The organism is Aeromicrobium sp. REDSEA-S38_B2 (assembly GCF_001628525.1).
GTDB lineage: Bacteria > Actinomycetota > Actinomycetes > Propionibacteriales > Nocardioidaceae > Aeromicrobium > Aeromicrobium erythreum.
Genome location: NZ_LUNH01000097.1, coordinates 61,015 through 83,619 on the forward strand (window position 1 = coordinate 61,015; position 22,605 = coordinate 83,619).

Here is a 22,605-nt window from a genome sequence, read left to right on the forward strand (position 1 = left end):
TCACGGAGCGACGATCGCGGCGAGGCGACGGGCGACGCCGCTGGCGCGGGCGGTGCGGCGCTCGACGGCGCGCCGGAGGACCTCGGGGGTGGCGACGATCGTCAGGCTGGTGCGTGCGCGGGTGATCGCGGTGTACAGCAGCTCGCGGCTGAGCACGAGCGAGTCCTCGTCGGGCAGCAGCAGGGTGACGTGGTCGAACTCGCTGCCCTGGCTGCGGTGGACGGTGCTGGCGTAGGCGCTCTGCACCGACGAGAGTCGCGTCGAGGAGACGGTCGTCGTGGAGTCCAGGTGCACGACGAGCCGGTGGCCGTTGTCGAGGGTGACGCCGACGTCGCCGTTGTTGACCCGGAGCGAGGCGTCGTTGCGGGTGACGAGGACGGGGCGGCCGACGCACCAGGGCCGGGCCGGGTCCGGGAAGATGCGCACCTCCCGCTCCAGCCGCTCGTTCCAGTGGCTCACGCCGTACGGACCGTCACGGTGCGCGCAGAGCAGCCGGTGCTCGCCGAGGGCCGCCAGCGCGGTGGGCACGTCGCCCTCGGCTGCGGCGCGGGCCACGGCACGGGCCTGCTGTGCGGGACGTCCGGACACGACATCCTCGACCTCGTCGGGGTGCCGCAGTGACACCCCGTCGACCCCCTCGGCCAGGAGGTCGAGCACGCGGTCCGCGTCGCCCTCGACCACCGCCGAGGCGAGGGCCCCGATGCCACCGTCGAAGCGGTGCGACTGCTGCAGGTGCGTGACGACGGGACTGTCGTCGCCGCCGAGGCCTTCCACCACGTCGCGCAGCACCGCGCCGGCCTCGACGGAGGCGAGCTGCTCGGCGTCACCGACGAGCACCAGCCGACAGCCGGACGGCACGGCCTGCACGAGCCGCTCCATGAGCAGCAACGAGACCATGGACGTCTCGTCGACGACCACGACGTCGTAGGGCAGCTTCTGCCCCGCGTGGTGCCGGAAGGCCGTCCGATGGTCGGGCCGCGAGCCGAGCAGCCGGTGCACCGTGCCCGCCGGCAGCGTGCGCAGCCAGTCGCGCTCCGCCTCGGTGAACACCGGATTGGTCGACGCGGCGGCGACGGCCTCACGCATCCGGGCCGCGGCCTTGCCGGTCGGTGCAGCCAGTCCGACGGCCAGGGGTCGGTCGTGCCCCGTCGCGGCGTGCTGGCTCGCGAGCGCCGCCAGGAGTCGCGCGATGGTGGTGGTCTTGCCCGACCCTGGGCCGCCCGTGAGCACCGTCGTCCACGAGTGCGCGGCGCGGGCCGCGGCCGCCCGCTGCTCGGCGAACCCGGGGTCGCCGAACAGACGTCGCAGGTCGGCGTCGAGGGCGGCCCGGTCGACGGGCGGGGGTCGCAGGGCGAGCCGCTCCCCCAGCCGTCGGCACAGCGACACCTCGAGTGCGTGGTAGCGCACCAGGTGCAGCAAGGGACGCTCGACGACGAGGACACGGTCGCGCCCGGACGCCAGCGGGCTGGCGTCGACGCGGACCCACCAGGCGTCGAGGTCGTCGACGTACGTCGGCCACTCGACGTCGGGCGCCTCGAGGCGCAGGTCGTCGAGCACGCCGCCGAGGTCGACGCACGACGACCCGAGGCGGACTCCTCGGACGGCGAGGGCCAGGGCGAGCAGCACCGCCTCGTCGTCCTCGTCCGCCAGTCGGGCGACGGTGCGGGTGACGTGGACGTCGGCGGCGGCCAGGACACCTGCCCGGTTGAGGACGGCCAGGATCGCGTCGCTCTCGACGTCGAGACCCTGGACGACCTGACGGTCGAACGGGTCGCCCGCCGACACCTCGACCGCGGGCGGCGCAGACGTGTCGCTCATCGCGGACCTCCGTCGGTCGGGCTGCCGTCGAGCAGCGCACTGAGGTCGAGCACCAGCGCCGACGGGGGCCGCCACGCGAACACGCCGAACGGGCTCCCGTCGGCACCGCGTGGTCCATCAGGGCCGGTCATGCCTCGCACGAACAGGTAGAGCACCCCGGCCAGGTGCACGTCGGGGTCGTACCCGCGCAGCCGCCACCGCAGGAACCGGTGCTGCGCCACGGCGTACAGCAGGGCCTGCAGCGGGTAGGTCGTGTGCAGCATGGCGTCGGCCAGACGCTCGGGTGCGTACGCCTCCAGGCCGCCGCCGGCCTCGACGAGCGCGCCGCTCTCGAGCCGGTTGGTCTTGTGGTCGACGACGAGCGTACGGTCGCCGTCGAGCCTCAGGAGCAGGTCGATCGAGCCGGTGAGGTAGCCGCGCAGGGTGCGTCCGCGCAGGCTGGCGTCGCGCAGCTCTGCCGCGAAGGGCCGCAGCGGGTCGCCCGACGGCAGGTGCGCCTCCATGAGGTCGGCGACGTCGGCGAGCGTGCCGGTGCGACCTGCCGCCCGGACCGAGTCGCCGCCGGCGAGCGGCAGCTCGAACTCCATCTCCCGGAACGGGCGTCGGCCGAGCGCCTCCGCCAGCGTGAGGTCGTCAGCGAGCGGCCCGAGCGGCGTGCTGAGGGCACCGACGAGCGCCGGTGCGAGCACGTCGACGTCGACGGCGAGCGGACGCGACGCCAGCTCCTCCTCCACCCGCCGGCGGACCTCCGCGTCGAGGTCGTCGGCGCCGACGTCGACGTGCTCGAGCACGCCGTGCACGAGCGTGCCGAGCGCCGCTCCGCCGGCGAGCTCGGCCCATGGCGACGGGCCCAGCACCGGGCTGGCGGCGACGTCGGCGACCACGTCGACCTCGTCGTCCGCGGCGGTCGGCTCCGGCTCGCTCGAGACACTGGGTCCCTCGTCACGCCGGACGAGCGAGGTGTAGGAGGTGCGGGTCCAGACGGTGTCGACGTCGCGACGCAGGTGACGGACCTCGAGTCGTTCCGCCTCTCCGGCCGCGGGTGCCAGCTCGGCGTCGCCCGTGACCATCTGCTCGACGACCGGCCCGCCACGCTCCTGCCACGCACGGAGGCGCGCGACGGCGTCGTGGTCCGACGGCACGGCCTGCACGTCGGGCACCTCGGGCCGTGTCGGGTCGGGCCGGAACAGCAGGCGGTGCAGGGCGCCGTGCCGCGCGTTGAAGGTGGGTGACCAGTGCACGACCAGCCGCGACTGCGCGCGGGTGAGCGCGACGTACAGCAGCCGCAACGACTCCCCCGCGCGCTCGACGTCGGAGCGGCGGGCGTGCGTGGTCCAGGAGTGCAGACCCTTGCTGACGAACGTGGTGACGATCTGCACGGCGTCGGCGTCGGTGTCGAGGCGATGGGTGCGGTCGGCGGCCGGGGAGGTCTCGCTGCGCCGGTCGAGCAGCCACCGTCGCAGGCCGGACAGGCCGAGTCCGTGCTCGCGTGCGGCGATCGCCAGCACCTGGCCGACGTGCTCGAGGTCGGTGAGTCGACGTCGACCGCCCTGGTGGCGCAGCAGTCGCTCGACCACGGAGGCGTCGGCGGTGAGGGCCTCGACCATGCCGGCGGTGCCGCGCTCGCGCTGCAGGTCGGTGAGGTCGCGCAGCCGGGAGGAGACGCGGTCGGTGAGGGCGTCGCCGTCGTCGGCCGCGAGCTCGGTGGCCGTGAGGCCGAGGAACGGTCCGAGCGCGGCGGCGCGGGTGTAGCCGCTGCGGTGCGGCGCCTCCATGGCGGTCAGCAGCGTGACCCAGTCCTGGCCCGCCCGGCTCTGCAGCACGTCCGCGCCACCGGTGCGCACGGCGGGCGCGGCGACGTCGGCGGCGACGTCGCGCGCGACCCGCGGCCTGACGTCGCCGATGCGCAGGGCGTCGTCGTCGGAGCCGGCGTCGCTGCGCAGGTGGGCCCGCAGCCGGAAGGGGGCGTCGCCGCGGGGGTCGTGGAGCCGTGACCCGTCGAGCGAGGCGCTTGCCGGACGGACGACGATCGCGGGGTCGCCGAGCGCGGCGCCCCGGAGCACGGCGTCGACGGCGCTCACCAGGGGGGCGTCGCTGCGATGGTTGACGGTGAGGGTGCGTCGGGTGTCGGCCTGCGCGGCGGCGCGCAGGTAGGTGTCGACATCGCCGCCGCGGAACCCGTAGATGGCCTGCTTCGGGTCGCCGACCAGCACCATCGTGGCGTGGCCGACGAAGGCGCGCTCCAAGATGCGCCACTGGACGGGGTCGGTGTCCTGGAACTCGTCGACGAGCACGACCCGCCAGCGGTCGCGCATGACCGTGCGGGCCGGTGAGTCGTCGGGCTCGAGCGCCTCGGCGAGACGTTGGAGCAGGTCGTCGTAGGAGAGGGTGCGGGCCGCCAGGCGGCGTCTCGCCGACTCGTCGCGGACGGCCGACGCGAACCGTCGACGCAGGTCGGGCGCGGACCCGGGCTCGGCGTCGGTGGGCAGCAGGTGCGCCGACGGGTCCTCGACCGCGCGCCGACCGAGCACGGCCGCCTCCTGGTGGTCGAACGGCGGGGTCTGACCTCGACCGACGGCTCGCAGGTAGAGGTCGGAGACCACCTGGTCGACGATGTCGGTGTCGTCCTCCACGAGGACCGACCCGGGCTCGACGTCGCCGGTGGTGCCGAGGCTGCGCAGCACCGCCTGGCAGAACCCGTGGGTCGTGGTGATGGTGGCCTCGTCGAACCGCGCGACCGCCGCACGCAGGCGCCGACGACGGGCGGTGCGCTCGGTGTCGTCGACGTCGAGGAGAAGCCGTTGCAGGGGGTCACGCTCGTCGCCGTGCCCGGCAGCGAGGACGGCGTCGGCCTGCACGAGCCGCTCGCGCACGCGGTCCTTGAGCTCGGCGCTGGCCGCCCGGCCGAAGGTGACGACGAGCAGCTGGTCGAGCGTGGCGACCCCCTCGGCCACGAGCCGGGTGACGAGGGCCGCGATCGCCCACGTCTTGCCGGTGCCGGCGCTGGCCTCGAGCAGGGTGGTGCCGGTGGGCAGCGGGTCGGCGATGTCGAACTCGACGACCGGTGCGTCGGCGCTCATGCGTCGACCTCCATCCGGTCGAGCAGCGGGAACCAGAGCGTGGCCGCGTGCTGCTCGAAGCCGCGCTCGACGAGGTCGGCGATCGGCGCGTCGGGGCCGAGGACGAGGCGGTGGTAGGCGTCGGCGACCTCGCCGGGCACGTCGCGGCTGCCGACCCACTCGCGCTCGGCCTTGGCGAGCGCGATCTCGGGGCGGGTGCGCCGCGCGAGGTCGGCGTAGGCCTGGGAGGTCTTCACCGGCAACGGCAGGAACGTGGTGCGACCGATCGCATGGAGGTCGAGCAGCTCGGCGAGGACCGAGCGTGCCTCGTCCTGCGACGGTGCGGCGAGGGTGATGACGCCTGGTGCCTTCCGGTAGCCGCTCGGCACGCGACCGACGAGGTGCGCGGGTCGACCCTGGCCTGCCGCGGCGAGGGCGAGGACGTCGACCCAGGCTTCGAGGAGCTGACGTCCTTGGACAGTCGACGCGGTGACGCGCAGTGCGTGGTGCGGGTGGACGCCGGCGACGGTGCCGATCACGCGGCGGCCGTCGCCGAGCTCGACGTCGACGTCGACGCTGCGGGCGGTGTCGGTGCGCAGGGGTGCGGCGAGGGCGAAGAGGGTGCCGACCTCCGGGCGCACCCGCGCGAGCTCGGCGTCGCCGAGCGGACCGGGCGGCAGGAGCCCGCGGCGGCGTTCGTCGGCCTCGGCGTCGTGACCGGGCACGCCGGCCAGCACGGCGGCGAGCACGCGGTCCTTGACCTTCCACCGCTCGAGGTGGTCGAGCCCGAGCGGGACGCTGTCGTCGATGGGCTCGTCCTCGTAGGGCAGACGCACGTCGAGCCGGCCGGTGACGAACGAGCGCACGGGGTGGCGGACCAGGTCGCGCAGGGTGTCGAGCGTGGTGATCGGGTCGGCGTCGCCGGGCAACGCGGCCGGGAGGAACGGCGGTTCCGGGACCTGCGGTCGGACGGTGGCACGGGCACCGGCGTAGGCGGCGGTGTCGAAGCTGAAGGCGGAGCCCGGGACCAGGGCGCCGGGGATGAACGAGCTTGTGTCGAACGCCTGCAGCGGGTGCTGCACGAGCACCTGGCTGCGGACGTCGGCGGTGGGGACGGTGCGCGCGAGCTGGTCGAGCAGCTCCCCGACCGGGGTGGCCGGCGGGAGCGAGCGCCCGGTGTGCTCGCTGGCGCCGGTGTAGGTGATGACGAGGTGCTCGGTGGCGGACAGGACGGCGTCGAGGAACAGCTGCCGGTCCTCCCCTGCCGCATCGCGCTCCCCGACCAGCGGGGTGCGTGCGAGCACGTCGTCGCCGAGCGGGGTGGGCGTGCGCGGGAAGGCGCCGGAGTCGAGCCCGAGGAGGCAGACGACGCGGTGCGGCACGGAGCGCATCGGCACCATCGTGCAGACGGTGAGGGACCCGGTGCGGAAGCTGGTGCGGGTCGGGCGCGGGGCGAACGCGTCGGTGAGGAACGCCGCGACCTCGACGACGGTGAGGGTGCCGCGGGCGACGGGGCCGGTGTCGGCGCGGGTGAGGTCGGCGAGGACGCGGAGGACCTGCTCGCGCTGCCACGCGTCGCGGGCGGGCACGTCGGTGAGCGTCTGGACGGCGGTGGTGAGCAGCTCGACCCAGTCGTCGACGGGCTGCGGGCGAGACGACTCGAGCACCGCGGCGAGTCGTTCGACGGCCTCGGTGAAACGGCCGACGAGGTCGACGCCGGTGCTGCCGAGGTCGTCGAGCGGCAGGACCCCGCCGAGCCGGTTGCCGGTGTGGGTGTCGTCCTGGGCGTCCGGGTCGTCGTGACCGTCGGTGACGACGCCGAGCGCGAGGCGCTCGAGGCCGGTACGCCAGGTGTTCTGGGCGAGTCCGCCGAGCTGCCAGGCTGCGCGGGCGTCGGCGTCGACGCCCCAGCGGATGGCGGTCTGCACGGTCCACTCGTCGACCTGCTCGAGGTCGTCGTCGGTGAGCGCGAAGCGTCGTCGGACGGGTGCGAGGCTGAGGAGGTCGCGCACCTCGGTGGCGGTGGTGCGACGTGCTGCCGCGATGGCGACGACCTTCTGCAGGACGTCGGCGACGGGGTTGGTGGCGCCGGTGGCGCGGTCGGCGAGGCGGACGCGGAGCCGGTGGCCGGGGTGGTCGACGTCGGGCACGTCGTCGAGCCCGAACGCGGCTTCGACGAGCGGCGCGAAGGTCTCGACGTCGGGGCACATGACGAGCACGTCGCGCGGCTCGAGGGTGGGGTCGTCGGCGAGGAGGCCGACGACGACCTCGCGCAGCACGTCGACCTGTCGGGCGGGACCGTGGCAGGCGTGCACCTGCACGGACCGGTCGAGTGGGTCGAGGGTGCGGATGTCGTCGGCCGGGCCGTCGCGGTCGGCGGCGAGGTCGGCCTGGAGCTGACCGAGCAGGGTCGGGGGGCGCTCCGGAGCGGGCAGATGGACCGTGGTCGCCTCGCCGGGCAACGCGAGGAGGCTGCGTTCGAGCTCGGTGACGTCTCGTGCGCACGCGGCGAGGAGGGTGTTGCCGGTGTCGGGGGCGTCGACGGTGTCGCGACGGGCCGGCTGTCGCGGGGCGTCGGTGGTGGTGGCGGCCACGTCGTCCCATCGGCTGCGTGAGGGGTGGGGCAGCCAGAGGTGCACGTCGCGGGTGTGGGCGAGCGCGCCGACGACGTCGAGCTCGGCGTGCGGCATGCGGGTGTGCCCGAAGAAGGAGAGTCGTTGGGGCAGGTCGGGGTCGAGGGTGCGCTGACGGAGGGCCGCGGCGGTGTCGGCGAGGCGGAGGTCGGGCGAGGGGTGGCCGTCGAGGAGGGTGTGGACGCGCCGCCAGATCTCGGCCTGCCAGCGGACCTCGTGGACGAGGGGCGAGCCGACTCCGTCGACGTCGTCGCCGGCCGTCCAGGCCTGCACCATCCAGGGTCGTTGGACGGCGTAGCCGTGCAGGAGGGCGGCGATGCGCTTGGCGGTCGGGTAGCGCCGACTGCGCCGCAGGGCCTCCTCCCCCGGTTCGAGGCCGTGGCCGACGTGTCGGGCGACGATCGCGAGCCAGGGCTCGTCGAGGTGCTGCTCGATGACGTCGAGGACTGCCCAGGCGAGACGCCGCGGCGCCCAGGGGTCGTCGCGTTCCTTCTCGGTGAGCTCGGTGAGCAGGTGGAGGGGCCGCACGAAGGAGACGCCCGCGCAGATGCCGTCTTCGTGTCCGGGGGCCGTGCCGAGCCGGTGGCTGAGGGTCTGGGCGAGCCACCGCTCCACCCCGGCTGCCGCGACCACGACGAGGTCGCGCTCGAAGGGGTCCTCGGGCGGCTCGGCCAGCAGCCCCGCGAGCCCCTCCGCGAGCACGTCGGCCCGCTCCGCCCGATGGATCGTCAACGCCACACGACGAACCTAGCCGTAGGGGCGGACACGAGTCGCGACCCCGTCCACAGCACCCTGCGGCTCCAGCCGATCGGTCAGCGCGAGGGCAGCCGGCCCCGCAGTGCTTGCGGGGTAGACAAGGCGCGCACCGGACCGGCGCGAGGTAGCTGAGGCGCGCATTAGGTCGGCAGGAGGTAGGTAACGCGCGCATCAGGCCAGCGGGAGGTAGGTAAGGCGCGTCAAGGACGACTCTTTTCGAGTGCTGCCTACCTCTAACCTGGGTTGTGCTCGCCAGTTCAGCTCAGAGTCGTCGAGAGCGATCGCTCACGTATGCGCTTTCGGACGGACATCCGAGCGTTGTGGATCGAGACTTCACCCGGCGTCGGGATTTCGCTAACTTCTGACGCGTCAGATCGGGGGATCCAACATGAGAGAAGCCTTGACCGTCGGCGCGGTAGCGCTGCTCCTGCCGCTCCTGGCTTGCAGCAAAACATCGGAAGTCCGTGAGCCTGAAGTCGAACCCACTCCGAGTTCCTCGCAACTACCTGCTCCGCCAACTTTTCCTTCCCAGGCGCGAGAATCAACAGACGAAGGCGCCGTGGCCTTCGCTTCGTACTGGGTCGACGCATTCAACTACGCAGCCATCACTGGCGACGAGAAGACACTGCGTCAGCTGAGCCGTCAGTGCGACGCATGCACCCGCTTTGCGGATTCAATCGGAGACCTGAAGCCCAGCGAGCGTCCCGAAGGCCCGACCTGGAAAATCCGTTCGATGGTGGTTTCGCGTTACGATGTAGCCACCGACGTCAAGTTCGACCTCGTCTTGCTTGGAGGCGAGAGGTCAACCGTCGCCTTCGAGATGACCCCCAATGCACCGTTCACCATCACCGACCTTTACAGAGTCAAATCATGAACTTTCTCGCGTCGTCGATGATGATCAGCATCTTGGTGTGGCCCGCAGCCGCTGGTAGCGACGTCGATGTCTTGCCCGACGGCCTCAACCCGAATCTCAGTCTGACGGCACGCGACTGGTCTTCTGGCGGAGAGTCGCGCCGAAGTCATCAAACGCGTTCCTCGGAGAGTGCCTTCACCGGAGCAGCCGCACCCCGCGCGCAGACAAGGTGTTTCTTTGACTCCGGCGACGTTCAAGAACGACGCTTCGAGAGAACTTTCCGCTGCGGAGCCCGCGGCACCGTTGCTTCCGAGCCCGACGAGGTCGCGCCGCAGGAGGAGCCGGAGCTGACCGAGGGTGATGTGCGGCGGGCGGTCAGCGAGATCCCGATGCCGGCGCTGCGGGTCACCGTCCAGCCGGGCGGGCGGACTCTCGTGAACGTGCCGACGATCCTGCACACCGACCCGCGGCCGGTGCGCGAGAGCATCACCCTGCTCGGGCACGACATCGACGTCGAGGCGACGCCCACCGGCTACACCTGGCACCACGGGGACGGGACGAGCCGGACCACCACGCGACCCGGTCGGCCCTACCCGGCGAAGGACGTCACGCACACCTACCAGCGCACCGCCGAGCGGGTCAGCATCCGCGTCGACACCACCTACACCGTCCGGTACCGCGTCGACGGTGGAGCGTGGACACCCCTCGGCCAGCCACTCACCGCCGCCGGTACAGCGACTCCGCTCGAAGTCGCCGAGGCCGCTCCGGTGCTCGTCTCACCGCGACGCTGACCGAGAGACGGCGAGGTCCCGGGACCCGCCAGGGGTGTCCCGGGACCTCGCCGGTCCGGCTCAGCGCAGGGCCGAGACCGCAGCCACGACGTCGACCAGACCGTGACCCTTGTCGAACGACGAGCCGTCGACGTAGGCACTGCCGTCGGTGTACTTGTACGCCGTCGACGTCAACGCCGCCTCCACTTCGGCTGGCGTCGCCGTCGGGTCAGCCTGGAACAGCTGCGCGACGATACCCGCCACGTGCGGCGCGGCCATCGACGTGCCGCTGATCGTGTTGAACGTGCCCACGTCGAGCGGACCAGGCCCGTCCTTCGGGTCCAGACCCGTCGCGCAGATCACGAGGTACGGACGGCACGAGGACGTGATGTCCTCCCCCGGCGCCGACACGTCCGGCCACGTGGACCGGTCCGTTGCCGCACCGCGGCTGGAGAACGACGAGACCCGGCCGTCGCGGGTGCCGGTGTCGAGGTCGTAGTAGGACGCGACGGAGATGATGCCGCCCGTCGGGTCCTGACCGGGCGGGTTCGTCAGGCTCTCGCTGCCGTCACCACCGTCGTTGCCGGCCGCCCACACCGTCACGACACCCTCCGCAGCCAGCGCACGCTGAAGCTTCACGGTCGCCGACTCCGGGTCGAAAGCTCCACCACCCGACGGCCCGTAGGAGTTGTTCGTGACCTTGATCGGCGGGCACTCGGCCGCCGACACCCCGTCGCCGCACGGCTTCGCGTGGTTCTCCAGGACCCAGTTCAGCGACGCGTCCGCGCCGAGGATGAGGATCCCCGCGCCCGTCGACAGCGACACCAGGCTCGCGCCCGGCGCCGCGCCCTGCAGCTTCTCCCCGCTCGTCAACGTCGTGGGCCGACCGACCGCGATGCCCGCGACGTGCGTCCCGTGGCCGCCGAGCGACGTCGTGTCCGTGTCGAGCGCGTTGGGCACCCGCAGGACCTGGCAGCCGGTCTCGTCGAGCGGCGAGCACACCGACTTCAGGTTCGCGACCGTCGCGCCCTTCAGGTACGGGTGCGTCGGATCGACGCCGGAGTCGATCACGGCGACGCTGACGCCGCGACCCGTCAGGGCCGTGCCGTCCGCTCCCGTGAGCGTCGCGGCGGCCTCGGCACCACGCGTGGCGATGTTCGAGGTCTCCTGGTGGTACTCGATGGGCTGGTCGCCCTCGAGATAGGTGACGCCCTCGGCCGATCGGGCAGCCTCGATCTCGCTGCGCGTTCCGCTGGCGATCACCACGCCGATCTTGTCGAAGCTGCCGGCGCGCTCCAGACCGGAGTCGCGTACCGCTCGCTCGGCGTCGACCAAGGTGCGGCCGTGGACCAGCACGGTCGTGGCGGCGCCGCCCTTCAAGGTCGACAGCTGGTCGGCCAGGAACGGCTGCAGACGAGCCTGGTCGTCGGCGCCGGCCTGCGCCGGGACGGTGAGAGCAGCCAGCGCCAAGGCGGCCGCTCCGATGGATGTGGACATGATGCGTCGACGCATGTCTATCGTTCCCCCGAACGTGCGCTCCGTCGGAACCGGAGCGCGTGTAGCACTGCCAACGACGTGCACGCGGCGTGGTTACTGCTCTCCTAGGAACTGTTGTCGACTTGGCGGTCACACCACCGCGCCCACCGGCACACCGAAGGGCACGAACGGCGTCCACGCGGCCTGGACGACCGCTCGCTCCCGCGGCGTGACGACATCGCCGAACGCAGCCACGAGCAGGCAGCCTGCGCCGGGCAGGATCGTCGAGTTGGCCCGAGACTGGAGACATGTCCCCCGAGCCGAAGGTCTGCGCGTCGTGCGGACGTCGGATCGAGTGGCGCAAGAAGTGGGAGCGCGACTGGGACCAGGTGCGCTACTGCTCGCAGGCCTGCCGCAAGCGCGGTGTGACGCGCACCGACCAGGAGCTGGAGGCGGCCATCGTGGACCTCCTCGACGCGCGGGCCGGCGGCGCCACGATCTGCCCGTCGGAGGCGGCCCGGCGTGTCGACCCCGACGGCTGGCGCGAGCTGATGGAACCCGCGAGACGGGCAGCGCGACGGCTCGTCGCCGACGGAACCGTGGAGATCACCCAGGGCGGGCATGTCGTCGATCCGTCGACGGCCAAGGGGCCCATCCGCGTGCGGAGGGCGCTCTGAGCGATCCGCCAGGACGACGCCGTGGACCGGTCGTCTAACGTTGTGAGACGTGGCCAAGCTCCTCCCCCAGTTCGCCCGGTGGACCCCCGCAGCACTCGACATCCTCCGCGAGACAGCGAGCCGCTACGGCGCCGTGATCACCGTCAGCGACCTGGCCGACCAGGTCCTCGTGCGCACCCGTGTGGAGAGTCCGACGTCGCGCCGCACGTGGCTCGGCGACTTCATGGAGATCACCGCCCTGGCTGCCGCACGCGCAGGTGACCCGCCGCTCACGTCGCTCGCGGTCCAGCGTGACGGCACGGTCGGCGACGTCTACGCACGGGCCGTGCTGGCGACGACCGGTGACGTCGTGCGCGACGTCGAGACGCGAGCGGCCGAGGACCGGCTGCTCTGCTATCGCGCTCTCGCCACCGACCTACCCGCCGACGGTGGCGTGCCGCGGCCCGCCAAGGTGCGCCGCGCGAGCTCGAGCACGACGTCGACCCGCCCCGGCAGGGCACGCGCTGCCGTCGAGACGAAGCCGGTGAAGGTCTGTCCGACGTGCTTCACGGCGCTCCCCGCCACCGGCCTCTGCGACTACTGCGACTGACTCACGCCCTGCGCTGCAGGGTCAGGTGCACGACGCCCGACGGCGACGACACGACCTCGATGTCGTAGTCGTCCTCGAGCCCTGCGAGCCCGTCCCACAGGCGCGCTCCACGACCGAGCACGATCGGAACCTGCACGACGTGCGCGACGTCGACGAGCCGCTCGGCCAAGAACTGGCGCGCCACGTCGGCACCTCCGCCGATGCGCACGTCGAGGCCGCCGGCCATCTCCTGAGCCTTCTCCAGAGCCTCGACTGGAGCGGCGTCGAGGAAGTGAAACGTCGTGTCGTCGAGGACGAGGGGCTCGCGGGGGCGGTGGGTGAGTACGAGCACCGGCATGCCGAACGGCGGCGTCTCACCCCACCATCCGCGCCAGTCGGGGTCGTCCTGCCAGCCGGGCGGCCCGAACTTGCCCGCCCCCATGATCTCGACGCCGATCCCGTCGGCGAAGCGCTGCGCGAACGCCTGGTCGACCCCGTCCGACCCGCCGGCGCGGCCCATCATCGCGGCGCCGAAGGCGGTGTCGAACATCCAGGTGTGCAGACGTTGCCCGGCGTGACCCATCGGCGTCTCGAGCGCCTGCGGCTCCCCCGCTGCGAATCCGTCGAGGGAGATCGAGATGTTGTGCATGCGGACGCGACTCATGCGTCCGTTCTACTCCGTCCCACCGACGGCGTCACCGCTTCTCGCAGGCGATGCCGTCCTTGTCGCGGTCGGACTTCTTGTTGGCGTTGTAGACGGCCTTGTTCTTCGTGAAGTTCGTGACCGGCTTCGTCTTGCCGCGCACCTTGTCGCGCGCGCCCGGCAGGCCGACGCCGTGCTTGTAGACCTTGTTCAGCTCGGTGCAGTTCTTGTAGGTCGTGGCGGCCTCGGCCGGGGCCGCGACGGCACCCAGCGTCCCGATCGAGAGGGCCGTGGCGAGGACCAGGGCGCTTGCGCGTCGCTTCATCGTGTTCTCCTTCGTCGATCCTCGACGCTAGGTCGGATCGCGTCACGCGTCGGACGATCCTGGGAAGATGACTCAGACGAACTAGGCGACGTCAGACGTCCGTCCCACCGCGCACAGCGATGATGACGTCGCACCACGGGAGGCGAGATGGATGAGGTACAGCGGGACCGTGCCGCCGGCGTGCTGCTGGGGCAGGCTTGCGGCGACGCGTTGGGGGTGCCGCACGAGAGCGCGCTCAGGAGGGAGTTCGTCTACGGCACAAACCTCACATCCCGAAGCTGGCACGTTGAAACCATCGAAAGCTGATCTAGGACGACAGGCCCGAATCTGAAGCGACATTCTCGGATCCGACACCCCGTCCGACGAGGACCTTTAGTCTCAGGGCAGCCAAGATCGGGAGAAACTTCATGACCCTGTCCATCACCGTCCAGGCGAACGAGTGGGCCAGCTACGCGCTCGTCTACAACCGGATCCCGTTCGTGCACACCGTCCGGGTGGACGACATCGGGCACGACGCGCCGGCGGTCCTGCACGTCCGGCTCGAGGACCGCGGCGTGGCTCTGACGCACCCGTTCGCCACCGAGCTCGAGCCGGACGCGGACGGCAGCGCAACGGTCGATCCCGTGCAGCTGCAGGTCGACGTGGCAGCGATGAGCCAGGTCGCCGAGGACGTCACGGCTCAGCTGGTGGTGGAGGTCCACCAGCAGGACATCGTGACCAGCCACCGGCAGGACGTGCTGCTCGGGTCGGCGCGGACCTGGAGGACCATCTTCTCCCGGGCCGCGGACGGCCGTGCCGTCCTGAACCCTCTCGCGACGGAGACCCTGGCCGCCTTCGTGCAACCGAACGACCCCAGCGTCGGAGCCTTCCTCGACGCCGTCCGAACACGACTCGAGAGGACCACCGGCTCGGGCTCCACGCAGGGATACCAGGCCGGGCCCGAACGCGTCGACGCGATCGTGCGCGCGATCTGGGACGAGGCCCGCGAGCGGGGCATCACCTACAGCAATCCTCCAGCCAGCTGGTCCGCAGGCCAGAAGGTCCGCACTCCCGAGGAGGTCCTGGACGGCAGGGTCGGCACCTGCCTCGACACCTCGGTCGTGCTGGCCGCCGCCATCGAGCACGCAGGCCTCCACCCCGTGCTGTTCATCGTCGAGGGCCACGCCTTCCTCGGCTACTGGCGCACGGAGGAGCTGGGCTTCGCGTCCGTCGAGGCGCTCGAGAGCGCGGTGAATGCCGTCGACAGCGGTCGCCTGCGCGTCCTCGAGACCACCAGCGTAACCGGCGGCTCTGACTCCGCCGACGTCGACGACGACGTCCACCAGGTCACGCGCGGCCGCTACCTCTCGGGCGACCTCTCCCGCTTCGAGGGGGTCGTGGACGTGCGGGTCGTGCGCGCCCAGAGCCAGGTGCTCCCCCTCCCCGCCCACCGGGTCGAGAGCTCTGGCGCCGCCACGCTGGTCGAGTACGTCCCGACCGAGCACTCGGGGCACCACGTGGTGTCGACGACACCGCAGGTGGACGAGCGCACGGGTGCGGTCGTCGCATCCGTCCCACCTCGGGTCCAGTCGTGGAAGAACGCGCTGCTCGACCTCAGCCTGCGGAACAAGCTGATCAACTTCACCGAGCGGTCGGCGATCCAGCTCGCCGTCGCACCGGGCAGCATCGGCCACGTCGAGGACCTGCTGAGCGCAGGTCAGGCGGTGACCCTGCTCCCCGGCGACGCGGTCCCCGCGACGAGCGAGGCGCAGGGTGTGCGCTTCGGCGCCGACCTTCCCGCGTCGCAGCTCAAGGAGTACCTCGACACGAAGCGTCTCTTCACCGACGTCCGCACGGGCCAGACCCTCGACACCTACCTCCGCAGGATGCGGAACCTGGCCTACAAGGCGCGGACCATCGAGGAGGAGACCGGCGCGAACAACCTGTACCTTGCGCTCGGGTCGCTGCACTGGCAGCTCGACGACCGCCCGCTCAAGTCGCCGCTCATCCTGCTGCCGGTGCTCCTCGTGCCCGGGTCCCGCCGCGGTCTGTACCGTCTCCAGCTCGACGAGTCCGGTGCCAGCACGCCCAACTACTGCCTCATCGAGAAGCTCCGCCAGGTGGACGGCATCAGGATCCCGGGACTGGAGAACCCCACGGAGGACGAGCACGGCATCGACCTCGCCGCGACCTTCGAGGCCGTCCGGGAGGTGATCATCGAGAAGGACCTGCCCTACCGCGTGGAGGAGTCGGCGGACGTCGCCGTCCTGCAGTTCGCCAAGTTCCGCCTGTGGAAGGACCTGGACGACGACTGGGAAGGGTTGATGGACGCTCCGCTCGTCCGCCACCTCGTCGAGAACCCGACGGGTGAGTTCGAGGACCCGCACGGCGAGGCGTCGATGGCCGACCTCGACGAGCTCGACGCCAGCTGCCCCATCCCCGCCGACGCCTCACAGCTCGAGGCGGTCGCCGCCGCGGTCGCGGGCCACACCTTCGTGCTCGAGGGACCGCCCGGGACCGGCAAGTCCCAGACGATCACCAACCTGCTGGCCCGCGCCATCGCCTCCGGCAAGCGGGTCCTGTTCGTGGCCGAGAAGCGGGCTGCTCTCGACGTCGTGTCCTCGCGCCTCGAGTCCGTGGGCATGGGTCCGTTCTCGCTCGACCTGCACGACAAGTCGAGCAAGCCTGCCGTCGTCCGCGACCAGATCAAGCAGGCACTCGACCTGCACCTCGAGCTCGACCGGCAGGGCCTCACGGCCGAGCAGGAGTCGGTGAGCAGCTCCAGGCGGGCACTCCAGCGGTACGCGACGCGGCTGCACGAGAAGAACACGGCCGGCCTCTCCTACTACTCGGCACGCACGCAGCTCCTGGCCTACCCCGATGACCTGCCGGCGCTGCCGATCACCTCCGAGGAGCTCACGAGCCTCGAGGCCGAGTCGTTGGCGCGACTCCGCGGCTCGCTCCGTTACCTCGAGGACACCGCAGACCTCGCTCGTCCGCAGCAGCACCATCCCTGGGGCTTCGTGCGCCGTGCCGTCGACGATCGCCGCGGCGTCCTGGCCGCTGCCGCCGACCTCGACCGTGCCGTGGCCGAGCTGCCCCCTGCCGGACCGCTGCGGGATGCTGTCGACCAGGCGCGGACCCTCGAGGACCTGGCGGGACTCGTCAGCCTCGTGCACGGACCCGCGGTCACGGCGGCCGAGCTCGACGAGGTCCGTACGCGTTCCTGGGTCGAGCGTCGCGACGCCTACGTCAGCACGCTCAGCGCGCTGGCGGGCACCAACCCGCCGGCGCTGGAACGAGTCGCACCCGCGGCACTGGACCTGCCGGTCGAGGACGTTCGAGATGCCGTGGTCGCAGCCGCCGCGACCGGCTTCTTCGGTCGCAGGAAGCGGGTGCTCGCTGCCCTCGCCCCGCTCGACCAGCACCTGAAGGCCCCCGTGAAGCCCAAGGAGGCCCCTGCCCTGCTCGAGCAGCTCGTCGGCATCAGGGCCGGCGCGGACGCCGTCGCCCCCGAGCGCTCCGGAGTCACCGGCACCCGCCCCGTCGTTGGGTGGAACCCCTACCAGGACGCGTCGCTCGACGCGGTGGAGCACCAGCTGCAGTGGTTGCAGGTGCAGGCGGCCTTCATCGCTCCTGGCCCCGACGGAGTGGTCACCCCGTTCGGGCAGACGCTGCGTGCGCTCCTCGACGCGGACCTCGTGCTGAGCGACAAGGAGAGCAGCGCCCTGCGCGCTCTCGAGACCGCGGCGCGCGACCTGGTGTCGGCGTCCGGCTCGAGCGACCGCGACGTGCACGACTGGCTGGACGACGCTGCGTTCGTCCCGGTCTGGACCACGGGCGTCGCGACGCGCTCGAACCCGGCCCAGGCCGAGAGGTCGCTGGACCGGTGGCTCGCCTTCGTCTCGGCGGCCGCCGTGCTGCGCGAGCTGCACCTCGACCAGGCCTTCGACGCCGTGCTCGAGGGTCGCGTCGGCAGCACGTCCGCCGTGGCGTCCCTGGAGAAGGGTCTGGCGCTGGCCTCGACCCAGGAGCGCATGCTGGCCTCCGGTCTCGACGGCTTCGACGCCGAGGCGCACGGCACGTCGGTGCATCGCTTCGCGTCCTCGATGGTGGACCTGCGCACCCACCTCCAGCGGTCCGTCGCGGCAGACGTCCTCGCGGCTCGACCGTTCCGGTCCGGTTCGGAGAAGGGCCAGGTCGGTGAGCTCCGTCGCCAGCTGGAGCGACGCCGGGGAGGCATGAAGGTGCGCGAGCTGCTCGCCACGTACGGGGACCTGGTCACCCAGGTGATGCCGTGCGTGCTGGTCAGCCCGGACTCCATCGCGCGCTTCTTCCCCGTCGGGTCGATCACGTTCGACCTCGTGGTGTTCGACGAGGCGTCGCAGATCCGCGTGGCGGACGCGGTGGGCGCCATGGGACGCGCCACCTCTGCCGTCGTGGTCGGCGACAGCAAGCAGATGCCACCCACCTCCTTCGCGGAACCCGGCACGGATGACACCGCCACGGTCGACGACCTCCTGGTGCAGCCCGACGAGGAGAGCATCCTCACCGAGGTCGCCCAGGCGGGAGTCGGTCGCCGCGCCCTCACCTGGCACTACCGGAGCAAGGACGAGTCCCTCATCGCCTTCAGCAACGAGCACTACTACGAGAGCCGGCTCTCCTCGTTCCCCGCGCCCGACCCGGGCCTGGACGCCGAAGGCCGCCCCGTGGCGGGCGTGAGCCTCGTGAAGCTCGACGGCACCTTCGTGCGCACGCCCGGTCGGGACAAAGGCACGAACCGGGTCGAGGCCGAGGCCATCGTCACGGAGATCCGTCGTCGCTTCGCGGCCTCGCCGGGCCGGGTCCCGTCGGTCGGCGTCGTGACCTTCAACATGCCGCAACGCACGCTCGTGGAGTCGATGCTCCGCGACCTCGACGACGCCCGCATCCTCGAGGCGATGGACGGCACCAACGGCGAAGGCCTCTTCGTGAAGAACCTGGAGAATGTCCAGGGCGACGAGCGGGACGTGATCCTGTTCTCCACGGCCTTCAGCCGCAACGACAAGGGCGTGCTGCCCCTGAACTTCGGTCCTCTGACGAACCGGGGCGGCGAGCGTCGGCTGAACGTCGCCATCACGCGCGCCCGCACCCAGGTGGTCATCTTCACGTCGTTCGACCCGAGCGAGCTGCGTGTCGACGCGACGGGCTCGATCGGCATCAAGCACCTCGCCGCGTACATGCACGCTGCCGCTGCCAGGACCTCGGGAGCCGACCAGACGTCCCACCGCGCCGTGGTCGATCGCCACCGCGACGAGATCGCTGAGGCGTGCCGGGAGGCGGGTCTGGTCGTGACGACGGACCTCGGTCTCTCCGACTTCAAGATCGACCTCGCGCTGGCGCACCCGTCGGCGCCCGACTCACCCCTGGTGGCGGTGCTCCTCGACGGGGAGGGGTGGGCTGCGCGCCGCACCGTCGGTGACCGCGACGGCCTGCCCGTGTCGGTCCTCGAGAACCTCATGGGCTGGCGGTCGGTGCAGCGGGTCTGGATGCCCGAGTGGCTGGAGGACCGGGGGTCGGTGGTGCGCAGGCTCGTCAACGAGGTCGACACGGCGCGCACCGCCCCGCGGCGCGTCCCCGATGTCTCGCAGCCGGCGCCCTCGACGTCTGCCGACGTCGAGCAGGACCATCCGCAGCAGGGCGTCCCGCAGCGGTCTGAGCCTGCAGTATCGGCAGCCGCGAGCGTCGTGACAGATCCGAGTCCGGCGTCGCACACGTTCGCCTCGGCGACTCCGTCGAGCTTCCTGGGCGACCAGCAGCTTCCCGGCGCCGAACCCTTCCGTCCATGGGCGCCGCGCAAGGCCGGCCCCAGGTCCACGCTCGACGCACTCCCTGGCCACCAGGCCGCACAGAAGGTCGCACAGGTGCTCCGCGGGATCGCCGAGCAAGAAGGGCCGGTGTCGTCCGAGCGAGCGGCTCGCCTGGCCGCGGGCGCCTTCGACCTGACACGGCTCAACGCGGCGAGGATCGAGGCCATCGTGCGCTGCATCCCGCGGGAGATGCGCGACGACGAGGGCTTCGTGTGGCCGATGGGCGTCGACCGCGCGTCGTGGACCACCTTCCGGACGGCGACGCTCGACGACCCGCGACCCATCGCCGACATCCACCCCACCGAGATCGTCAACGCCATCGTCGCCCTGTGCCGTGACGCCCACGGCATGACCGAGGACGAGCTGCTCAAGGAGACGCTGCTGCTCTTCGGATGGCGGCGGCGCACCGACGCCCTCACGACGCCCGTGCTCGCAGCGCTCCGCCGTGCGCAGGAGGCAGGACGCGTCGTCGTCGGTGCGGACGAGATCGTCCGCGCGGTCGTCTGAGGGCTCGGCCACCGCGCACCGGCGTCGTCGCGTCGGTGACGGCACGAAGCCTGCTGGGTCGGTGCGGCGCACCGACCCAGCAGGCGCCGTCGAGCACGCCCGGCACCCTCGGAGTCTCGAGTCAGAGAAGGCCAGGCTCGTCGGCGGAACCCTGCGCGAGCTCTGCGAACTTGGCTGCCATCGTGGGGTTCTTCCTCGTCGACCGCTTCATCAAGATGTCCTGCGCCTGTCGTTCGCGAGGCGCAGGTTGTTCTCCGACCCGTCAGTGCTTCCTTCGTCTTCTCCAGAAACTTGATCGTCGGCGGCACCTCACTGGAACGGCCCATGCCGCCTGAGTGATGGCGCCAGAACTTCACTCCGACGCAGACCGGACCACCTCGACGATTTGTGATGCAACCTCTGCCGGGTTCTCGTGCTCCCAGAACCGAAGGACACAGCAGCTCTCGCTGCGAAGAATCTGATCGGTCTCACGATCACGCTCGCGGTTGCGCCTGGCTTTCTCCGCCCAGAACGATCGATTCGACTTGGCGATCGTGTGATGCTCGGGACATCCGTGCCAGAAGCAACCATCGATGAACACCGCGATGCGGCGGCGGGTGAAGACGAGGTCCGCTCGGCGGTTCAACCTCGGAAGAGGCCTGAAGTCAACGCGGTAACGAAGGCCCGCCGCGTGCACGCGGCGTCGCACAGCGATCTCAGGCTTCGTGTCTCGACCGCGATTGCCTTGCATCGATTGGCGTACAGCCGGGGAAGAGGCCCACGAGTCCGTCAACTCACGCCCCCCGATCTTGCGCTCGTCGCGATCGACGCAGCGCCGTCAGCACTGGAAGGATTCGAGGTGGTCGACGAGCGCCGTCTCGAAATCATCGCGGACTCGGAGCGAGCTTGCATGCAGACGGCTGTAGAACCCTTTGGTGGCTCCAAAGGACAAGGGCGTCCCGCCGTGTCGGTCGATGAGCCCTGACAGTGTCGACGGCGGCTTTGCGTGAATGGGCCGATCGCTCAGACTCCAGCTTTCCCGGACGCCGCCGATCGACGCGGCTGCAGACGGCCACCGATCGCCCGGACGGAGGGCTCGTCTGTCGACGTCCAGCGGATCGCCGGGCGAGGTCAGGCCTCGCCCGATCCATGCCGCAACAGGTACCGAGACGGCGTTGCCGACCATCTTCCATCGCACACCGTCCTTCGAACCTTCCGTCCAACCTGCCCGGAAGCCCTGCAGCCTCTCCCCCGCGCGGACGCTGGGGCGAATGATCGCACGGCCGGGTTCGCCGTCGATACGCCAGATCGCCGGGGGTGAGGCGATGCCGACCTTCGATCCCCCCTTGAGGGTCGGGGTGACTCCGTCACCCCAGCCGACACCACGGTTGCCCTCCGTCCAGGAGAAGCCATAAGCGGAGTGGTTGGCTCGAGCAGTGGTGGGACCGGCATCCTCAGCGAAAAGCACAGCTCGCGGATCTTCGCTTCGCGAAGCGACGAGGAACACCCGGCGTCGTCGCTGCCGAAGTCCGAAGTGTTGCGAGTCGACGGTCCGGTAGGCCCAGTTCCAGCCGCGCTCCTCAAACCAGTCAGCGATGTACGTCATCGCAGAACCGCCGCGAAGGCTCAACATGTTCGGGACGTTCTCGAGCACCACCCACGTCGACGCCGCATTCTCGATGAGTCGGAACGCTTCCCTCACCAGCCCGGACTCAGAACCTTCGATTCCGGCTGTGCGTCCAACCTGGCTCAGATCAGTGCAAGGAAACCCTGCCGTGACGACGTCGACCTTCGGGATAGAACGAAGTTCACGGATGTCGCCCACGACATCGGCGTCGAATCGCGCCCTCAGGATCTCAGACGCGGGCGTCCAGTACTCGCAGAGCAAGTCTGGAACGATCCCGGCACGCTGCAGACCGAGTTCGAAACCGCCGATACCGGCGAAGAGGCCCACCGAACGCATGCCTACATCCTCGAGCATGCGTCCCCCCGGTCCGAACGCGGGTCGTCAGTAGTCGACGAGCGCACCGTGGTCATGAAGCGTCTCCAGCTGTTGCACGACGCTCTCGGCTACGTTCACGTCGTGACTGAGGAGCCCGCACTCGAGGTTGAGCTTGGCAGCGGCGTTCGAGAAGTTGGCGCTAGTAACGAGCGCTGCGGTTCGGTCGACCACCACGAGCTTCGCATGTTGACGTGGCATCCACTCCCCCTCGGCCGCGGGCGCGTAGGCCCAGACTCTCGCGCCGCGGAGCGCTTTGGGAACCGCCCCACCGTTCGTCTCCTGCATCCCTCGGTCGACGATGACGGTGACGGCGACCCCGCGATCGATGGCGTGTGCTAAAGCCTGGACATAGTCCGATCCTGCGCCGGCCGAGTAGGTCGCAGCGTACACGGTCGCCGTCGCCCTGTTGATCAGATCGGCGACGGCGAGCGTCGTTCGGCCCCCCAATCCCGGCACGGTCGGGGCGGTCCATACCGGTTCGGGGCCCGGTCTGCGGGGAACGGCGGCGATCCCGTCAAGGACAGCTGCTGCTAGTTCGGCGCCCCCGGCCTCCTTGATCAGTGCCACGAGCAGCAACTTGACCTCGCGTCGGTTCACCGCGAAGGCACGCTGAGCCGCGAGGTGCGGGAGGCCCTGCTGACGCAGGGTGGCCGCGATGGCTTGAGCCTCGGCGGGCGCCAGCATCTCGCCCAACCGGGCGACAGGCGACAC

General features: G+C 71.1%; 15 protein-coding genes. 6 read left to right on the top strand and 9 right to left on the bottom strand.

Annotation, left to right across the window (positions count from 1 at the left end; translation table 11 throughout):
• Genes recD through recC form a run of 3 tightly spaced genes read right to left on the bottom strand, consistent with a single transcriptional unit; the run spans position 1 to position 8,248 of the window.
• Positions 1–1,818, bottom strand: a complete 1,818-nt coding sequence (gene recD / locus A6Q81_RS16135; RefSeq protein WP_286691088.1) for an exodeoxyribonuclease V subunit alpha — start codon at positions 1,816–1,818, stop codon at positions 1–3.
• Positions 1,815–4,898: a UvrD-helicase domain-containing protein gene (locus A6Q81_RS16140; RefSeq protein WP_286691089.1), complete on the bottom strand. Its 3,084-nt coding sequence runs from the start codon at positions 4,896–4,898 to the stop codon at positions 1,815–1,817. The genes recD and A6Q81_RS16140 overlap by 4 nt, the downstream gene beginning before the upstream one ends.
• Positions 4,895–8,248 carry an exodeoxyribonuclease V subunit gamma gene (recC, locus tag A6Q81_RS16145; protein WP_286691090.1) on the bottom strand — a complete coding sequence of 1,118 codons (3,354 nt, stop codon included), beginning with the start codon at positions 8,246–8,248 and terminating at the stop codon, positions 4,895–4,897. The genes A6Q81_RS16140 and recC overlap by 4 nt, the downstream gene beginning before the upstream one ends.
• A 406-nt stretch (positions 8,249–8,654) precedes the next feature.
• Here recC and A6Q81_RS16150 point away from each other — a divergent pair, with 406 nt between their 5' ends.
• Positions 8,655–9,140: a DUF6318 family protein gene (locus A6Q81_RS16150; RefSeq protein WP_286691091.1), complete on the top strand. Its 486-nt coding sequence runs from the start codon at positions 8,655–8,657 to the stop codon at positions 9,138–9,140.
• Positions 9,137–9,910, top strand: coding sequence for a hypothetical protein (locus tag A6Q81_RS16155; RefSeq protein WP_286691092.1), 774 nt, complete (start codon positions 9,137–9,139; stop codon positions 9,908–9,910). The genes A6Q81_RS16150 and A6Q81_RS16155 overlap by 4 nt, the downstream gene beginning before the upstream one ends.
• A gap of 60 nt (positions 9,911–9,970) precedes the next feature.
• On the opposite strand, the gene A6Q81_RS16160 is transcribed toward A6Q81_RS16155, so the two are convergent.
• Positions 9,971–11,386: a S8 family serine peptidase gene (locus A6Q81_RS16160; protein WP_286691093.1), complete on the bottom strand. Its 1,416-nt coding sequence runs from the start codon at positions 11,384–11,386 to the stop codon at positions 9,971–9,973.
• Positions 11,387–11,673: 287 nt separating this feature from the next.
• Here A6Q81_RS16160 and A6Q81_RS16165 point away from each other — a divergent pair, with 287 nt between their 5' ends.
• The gene (locus tag A6Q81_RS16165; protein WP_286691094.1) at positions 11,674–12,042 is read left to right on the top strand and encodes a DUF2256 and DUF3253 domain-containing protein; all 369 of its coding nucleotides are present in this window, start codon (positions 11,674–11,676) and stop codon (positions 12,040–12,042) included.
• 49 nt (positions 12,043–12,091) lie between these two features.
• On the top strand, positions 12,092–12,631 hold the full coding sequence (locus A6Q81_RS16170) for a hypothetical protein (protein WP_286691095.1): 540 nt from the start codon (positions 12,092–12,094) through the stop codon (positions 12,629–12,631).
• Between the two features lies 1 nt (position 12,632).
• On the opposite strand, the gene A6Q81_RS16175 is transcribed toward A6Q81_RS16170, so the two are convergent.
• On the bottom strand, positions 12,633–13,274 hold the full coding sequence (locus A6Q81_RS16175) for a dihydrofolate reductase family protein (RefSeq protein ID WP_286691096.1): 642 nt from the start codon (positions 13,272–13,274) through the stop codon (positions 12,633–12,635).
• 31 nt (positions 13,275–13,305) lie between these two features.
• A complete protein-coding gene (locus tag A6Q81_RS16180) occupies positions 13,306–13,578 on the bottom strand; it encodes an excalibur calcium-binding domain-containing protein (protein ID WP_067861487.1) in 273 nt (90 codons plus the stop codon).
• A 147-nt stretch (positions 13,579–13,725) separates the two neighbouring features.
• Between A6Q81_RS16180 and A6Q81_RS17410 the strand changes: the two genes are divergently transcribed.
• Both A6Q81_RS17410 and proA read left to right on the top strand, forming a co-directional pair.
• Positions 13,726–13,884 carry an ADP-ribosylglycohydrolase family protein gene (locus tag A6Q81_RS17410; protein ID WP_502692830.1) on the top strand — a complete coding sequence of 53 codons (159 nt, stop codon included), beginning with the start codon at positions 13,726–13,728 and terminating at the stop codon, positions 13,882–13,884.
• 101 nt (positions 13,885–13,985) lie between these two features.
• Positions 13,986–19,913: an anti-phage protein ProA gene (proA, locus tag A6Q81_RS16185; protein WP_286691097.1), complete on the top strand. Its 5,928-nt coding sequence runs from the start codon at positions 13,986–13,988 to the stop codon at positions 19,911–19,913.
• A 352-nt stretch (positions 19,914–20,265) separates the two neighbouring features.
• Here proA and A6Q81_RS16190 read toward each other — a convergent pair whose 3' ends face one another.
• The 3 genes from A6Q81_RS16190 to drmC are packed head-to-tail and all read right to left on the bottom strand — an operon-like array spanning position 20,266 to position 22,605.
• Positions 20,266–20,685, bottom strand: coding sequence for a very short patch repair endonuclease (locus tag A6Q81_RS16190; protein ID WP_286691098.1), 420 nt, complete (start codon positions 20,683–20,685; stop codon positions 20,266–20,268).
• A 45-nt stretch (positions 20,686–20,730) separates the two neighbouring features.
• Positions 20,731–21,855 carry a DNA cytosine methyltransferase gene (locus A6Q81_RS16195; RefSeq protein WP_286691099.1) on the bottom strand — a complete coding sequence of 375 codons (1,125 nt, stop codon included), beginning with the start codon at positions 21,853–21,855 and terminating at the stop codon, positions 20,731–20,733.
• Between the two features lie 45 nt (positions 21,856–21,900).
• Positions 21,901–22,605 (bottom strand): DISARM system phospholipase D-like protein DrmC, encoded by a 705-nt coding sequence (gene drmC, locus A6Q81_RS16200; protein ID WP_286691100.1) that lies wholly within the window; start codon positions 22,603–22,605, stop codon positions 21,901–21,903.

Excerpts from the sequence above, each read along its gene's own strand:
- recD (WP_286691088.1), bottom strand. The coding sequence starts at position 1,818 with ATGAGCGACACGTCTGCGCCGCCCGCGGTCGAGGTGTCGGCGGGCGAC.
- A6Q81_RS16140 (WP_286691089.1), bottom strand. The coding sequence starts at position 4,898 with ATGAGCGCCGACGCACCGGTCGTCGAGTTCGACATCGCCGACCCGCTG.
- A6Q81_RS16150 (WP_286691091.1), top strand. The coding sequence starts at position 8,655 with ATGAGAGAAGCCTTGACCGTCGGCGCGGTAGCGCTGCTCCTGCCGCTC.
- A6Q81_RS16155 (WP_286691092.1), top strand. The coding sequence starts at position 9,137 with ATGAACTTTCTCGCGTCGTCGATGATGATCAGCATCTTGGTGTGGCCC.
- A6Q81_RS16160 (WP_286691093.1), bottom strand. The coding sequence starts at position 11,386 with ATGTCCACATCCATCGGAGCGGCCGCCTTGGCGCTGGCTGCTCTCACC.
- A6Q81_RS16165 (WP_286691094.1), top strand. The coding sequence starts at position 11,674 with ATGTCCCCCGAGCCGAAGGTCTGCGCGTCGTGCGGACGTCGGATCGAG.
- A6Q81_RS16175 (WP_286691096.1), bottom strand. The coding sequence starts at position 13,274 with ATGAGTCGCGTCCGCATGCACAACATCTCGATCTCCCTCGACGGATTC.
- A6Q81_RS16180 (WP_067861487.1), bottom strand. The coding sequence starts at position 13,578 with ATGAAGCGACGCGCAAGCGCCCTGGTCCTCGCCACGGCCCTCTCGATC.
- A6Q81_RS17410 (WP_502692830.1), top strand. The coding sequence starts at position 13,726 with ATGGATGAGGTACAGCGGGACCGTGCCGCCGGCGTGCTGCTGGGGCAG.
- proA (WP_286691097.1), top strand. The coding sequence starts at position 13,986 with ATGACCCTGTCCATCACCGTCCAGGCGAACGAGTGGGCCAGCTACGCG.
- A6Q81_RS16195 (WP_286691099.1), bottom strand. The coding sequence starts at position 21,855 with ATGCGTTCGGTGGGCCTCTTCGCCGGTATCGGCGGTTTCGAACTCGGT.